Annotated in this window: 2 protein-coding genes and 3 pseudogenes; 2 read left to right on the top strand and 3 right to left on the bottom strand. The window is 65.8% G+C overall.

Annotation, left to right across the window (positions count from 1 at the left end; genetic code table 11):
* A partial coding sequence (locus tag AC07CM_RS50500) for a transposase (RefSeq protein ID WP_478883301.1) occupies positions 1 to 284 on the bottom strand: 284 nt, incomplete at its 3' end.
* Between the two features lie 235 nt (positions 285 to 519).
* Here AC07CM_RS50500 and AC07CM_RS50495 point away from each other — a divergent pair.
* Positions 520 to 1,713: pseudogene (locus AC07CM_RS50495) on the top strand (IS110 family RNA-guided transposase); the annotation flags it as partial.
* Between the two features lie 85 nt (positions 1,714 to 1,798).
* Here the strand turns inward: AC07CM_RS50495 and AC07CM_RS50490 are convergent.
* Positions 1,799 to 2,367 (bottom strand): annotated as a pseudogene (locus tag AC07CM_RS50490) (transposase family protein); the annotation flags it as partial.
* Positions 2,368 to 2,378: 11 nt separating this feature from the next.
* Here AC07CM_RS50490 and AC07CM_RS50485 point away from each other — a divergent pair.
* Positions 2,379 to 2,733, top strand: a pseudogene (locus AC07CM_RS50485) (transposase family protein); the annotation flags it as partial.
* Here the strand turns inward: AC07CM_RS50485 and otnI are convergent.
* On the bottom strand, positions 2,707 to 3,582 hold the full coding sequence (otnI, locus tag AC07CM_RS50480; RefSeq protein WP_478883300.1) for a 2-oxo-tetronate isomerase: 876 nt from the start codon (positions 3,580 to 3,582) through the stop codon (positions 2,707 to 2,709). The pseudogene AC07CM_RS50485 and the gene otnI overlap by 27 nt on opposite strands.
* Positions 3,583 to 3,823 lie beyond the last annotated feature (241 nt).

Genomic DNA, 3,823 nt, shown 5'->3' with positions numbered 1-3,823 from the left:
ATCGCGCAGCGGGACCAGTCCAGCTCGCCGCGGACACCGAGCTCATCGAGGACCAGGCGATGGAGTTTCGCCCACACCCTGGCCTTCGACCACTCGGCGAAGCGCCGATGAGCCGTTGCCCCGGACGGCCCGAACGACGCCGACGGCAGCTGCTGCCACGTGCAGCCTGACGTAGCCACGAACACGATCGCAGCCAGGACTTCGCGGTCACCATGGCGACGTCGTCCACCGCCCTGAGGTCGCGTCGGCGCCTCCGGCACCACACGCTGGAACAACTCCCACAACTCATCCGGCTCTACCTTCTTCCTGGGTCTGCCCCAGCCACTCGTAGGGTTGTGGCGCCCAGGGGAGCCGGGTGTGGCTCTCATCCGGCTGCCGTGCATGGCTTTTGGTGCTTGGCCGCCCGACTCCCCACGACGACTCGGCCGCCGATTGGGAACTGCGAACAGGTCGCTGCGTAGAGCAATGCCGGCGAGGTCGTCCGTGGTACGCACTGCACGCACGACGAGCTGGAGCACGATGAGCCGGATATGGGCCGGGACCGACTGCGGCAAGACCCACCACCACTGCCTGGTCCTGGACAGTGAAGGCGACACGCTGCTGTCGCGACGGGTGGCCAACGACGAGCCCGAGCTGCTGAAGCTCCTCGGTGACGTCCTGGACCTTGCCGACGGCCGCGCCGTCACCTGGGCCCTGGACATGACCGGCGGCGAGCCAGCGCTACTGATCGCGCTGCTGGTCAACCACGGCCAGGAGCTGGTTTATATCCCCGGCATCGCAGTCAACCGGGCCTCGGACAGCTATCGGGGCCAGGGCAAGACCGACGCCCGGGACGCCCGCGTCATCGCCGATCAGGCCCGAATGCGGCGTGACCTCCAGCCGATCCGCCCTGACGACGATGCCACCGTGGAACTGCGGTTGCTGACCGATCGCCGCGGCGACCTGGTCGCCGAACGCACCCGCACCATCAACAGGCTCAGGTCGCTCCTGACCAGCATGTTCCCGGCCCTGGAACGTGCTCTCGACCTAGGGACCAGCGGAGCGCTGATGCTCCTGACGGGCTACCAGACCCCGGCTGCGATCCGGCGCACCGGCCAGCGCCGGCTGACCACCTGGCTGCGCAACCGCAAGGTCCGCGGAGCCGAAACGCTGGCGACGAAGGCCGTGGAGGCCGCCGAGCGGCAGTACACCGCCGTCGCGGGTGAAACGGCCATTGCGAAGATGGTGCTCACCTTCACGAAGGAGGTGACGGCCCTCAACGAGAAGATCTCTGAGACGGACAAGCTCATTGAGGGCCGGTTTCGCGAGCACGAACTCGCCGAGGTGATCCAGTCCCTGCCCGGCATCGGCACAGTGCTCGGCGCCGAGTTCCTCGTCGCCGTCGGCGGCAGCCTGGATGCGTTCGCCAGTCCTGATCGCCTCGCTGCCTTCGCGGGAGTGACCCCCGCACCGCGCGACTCGGGCAAGATCAGCGGGAATCTCCACCGTCCTCAGCGCTACCACCGGCGCCTTCAACGGGTCTTCTACACGTCGGCGTTGGTGAGCGTCCAGTTCGACCCCAACTCACGCCAGTTCTACGACCGCAAACGCGCCGAAGGCAAGCGGCACACCCAGGCCGTGCTCGCCCTCGCCCGTCGGCGCGTCAACGTTCTGTGGGCCTTGATTCGTGACCGACGGTGCTATCAAGTCGCACCTCCTGTCACTGCGACGGCTTGCCTTCAGCATTGGGAAGCACCAGCCGCTCAACGATCCCCACCACGGCAGAGAGCCTACCGAACCCACCAAATGAGATGACGTCTTAAAGGATCCGGCGTAGGCGTAACTTGAGCCCTTGAGTGATCGGGCGACCGTCCCAGCGGTAGAGCTGAGTTGCGTGGCGGATCAGCATGCAGAGCGTGACGGACAGGTAGAGATAGAAGTCAACAATCTGGCGGCGCTTTTCTGGTGCAGCGCCGCAGCTTGCCGAAGCCCTTCATCCACGCATGACTGCGTTCCACCCCCCAACGCTTTCCGCCCTGGATCGGTGCGGATACGCCCTTGCGGGCGATCTCGCCGGTGAAGCCGAGTCCCGACAGCAACGTGCGGGTCTTGTCGCTGTCGTAGCCGCGGTCGAGGTTGACGTCTACCTGTTCGGGCAGCGGTCCGACCTGCTCCTTCGCGGCCTTCAAGGTGGGCGATGCCAAAACGATGCCGCGGGCCTCGGTGGCCACCAAGCGCTTAAACCCCTGCTTACCCCGATCCGCTGGGGAGCGTCCGGCGGCTTCACCGCCGCAGGGACCTTGGTGATGCACCCGTCCCCGGACAACCCACACAGCTCAAGGCCGATCACCGATCGTACGCCTCAAGCGCCAGGGCGTTCATCCGTTCGCGATCCCTAACTGGTGGCGATCGGGATCCCGTTGCCCGGCAGCCGCTCTGACTGCCGGGCCTTCGTTCGCGGAGTGCGGAGTCGACCGGGCGTGCCGCGGAGTTCCGGTCATCGCCGACAGCGGCTTCCAGAGGACCGGGGCTCTCATTCCGCACCACACACGACGTGGTCAATGTGTCTCAGCCGCAGGAAGAAGCCGAGAACACCGTCCATCGCCGGCCCGGAGCTCGAGTGGAACACGCTCTGATTCGCTTGAAGAACTGAACGATTCCTTTGGGGCTGCCGTCCCAAAGGGAAGGGGGTCCACCAGGGGCCACGCCGTTCTCGGCATCGCCCGGCTACATAACCTGGCCATCGCCGGATGACTCACGCCAGGTACGGAAGGCCGAAATCTCCGTCGATGACGATTCCTCTGTGGGCACTCCGCAATAGTCCGTTAGCCAGCCGAGCCCTTCCGTCGTGCCAGCACGGGGGTAGTATTCGCAGCCGATCCATCCGTCGAAGCCGAGTCTGTCGATGACGCCGAAGAGGTGGCGGACGTTGAGCTCCCCTGTGTCTGGCTCGCGGCGGTCGGGTACACCCGCTATCTGTAGATGGCCTACCCGGCCGGTTGGCAGGTCGCGGTGCAGAACCGTGGTGAGGTCACCCTCGACGATCTGGCAGTGGTAGAGGTCGAGTTGGACCTTGAGATTCTGGGCTCCCACTTCGCGCACGAGGGCGTGGGCCTCGGCTTGCGTGTTGAGGAAGTAGCCAGGCATGTCCCGGCCGTTGATGGGTTCGATCAGGATGTCAACGCTCGCTGGGGCGGCCCGCTCCGCAGCCCAGGCGAGGTTGGTTAGGTAGGTGTCGCGGTGCCGGGCCCACTCTGTAGATGTCGCGGCCGATTGCACTACGCCGGCCATCAAGTGCACTCGCGGACATTCTAGTGCCGCGGCGTACTCCAGCGCCCGGTCGATACCCGAGCGCGTCTCCCCCTCGCGTGTCGGCAGCGCGGCCGTCCCGCGCTCTCCCGAATCCCACGATCCGGCAGGTGCGTTGACCAACACCTGACGCAGACCGTGATCGTCGAGCCGACGGCGCAGTTCGGCGGCGTCGTAGGCATAGGGGGAAAGGTACTCGACGGCTTCGAAGCCGTCCGCCGCGGCTGCGGGGAAGCGGTCGAGAAAGTCGTGTTCGGTGTACATCATGGACAGGTTCGCTGCGAACCTCGGCATGGTGACTCCTGTGATTCATTTGTCCGGGCCTGAAGCGAATCCGGAGGATCGGGTGGTGATGTACGGCATGCCGTGATGGAATGCGAGGCAAGACCCACTGTCTCAAGTGTTAAAGATCTGGGTTAAGGGCCCGTCGGGGCTCAGCTCAGCTTGCTCACATCGCGCACCGCGCCCTTGTCCGCGCTGGTCGCCATCGCGGCGTAGGCGCGGAGGGCAGCGGAGACCTTGCGGTCGCGGTCCT

The organism is Streptomyces sp. NPDC044061, assembly GCF_056434305.1.
This window is presented reverse-complemented; position numbering and strand designations above follow the sequence as displayed.

Excerpts from the sequence above, each read along its gene's own strand:
- otnI (WP_478883300.1), bottom strand. The coding sequence starts at position 3,582 with ATGCCGAGGTTCGCAGCGAACCTGTCCATGATGTACACCGAACACGAC.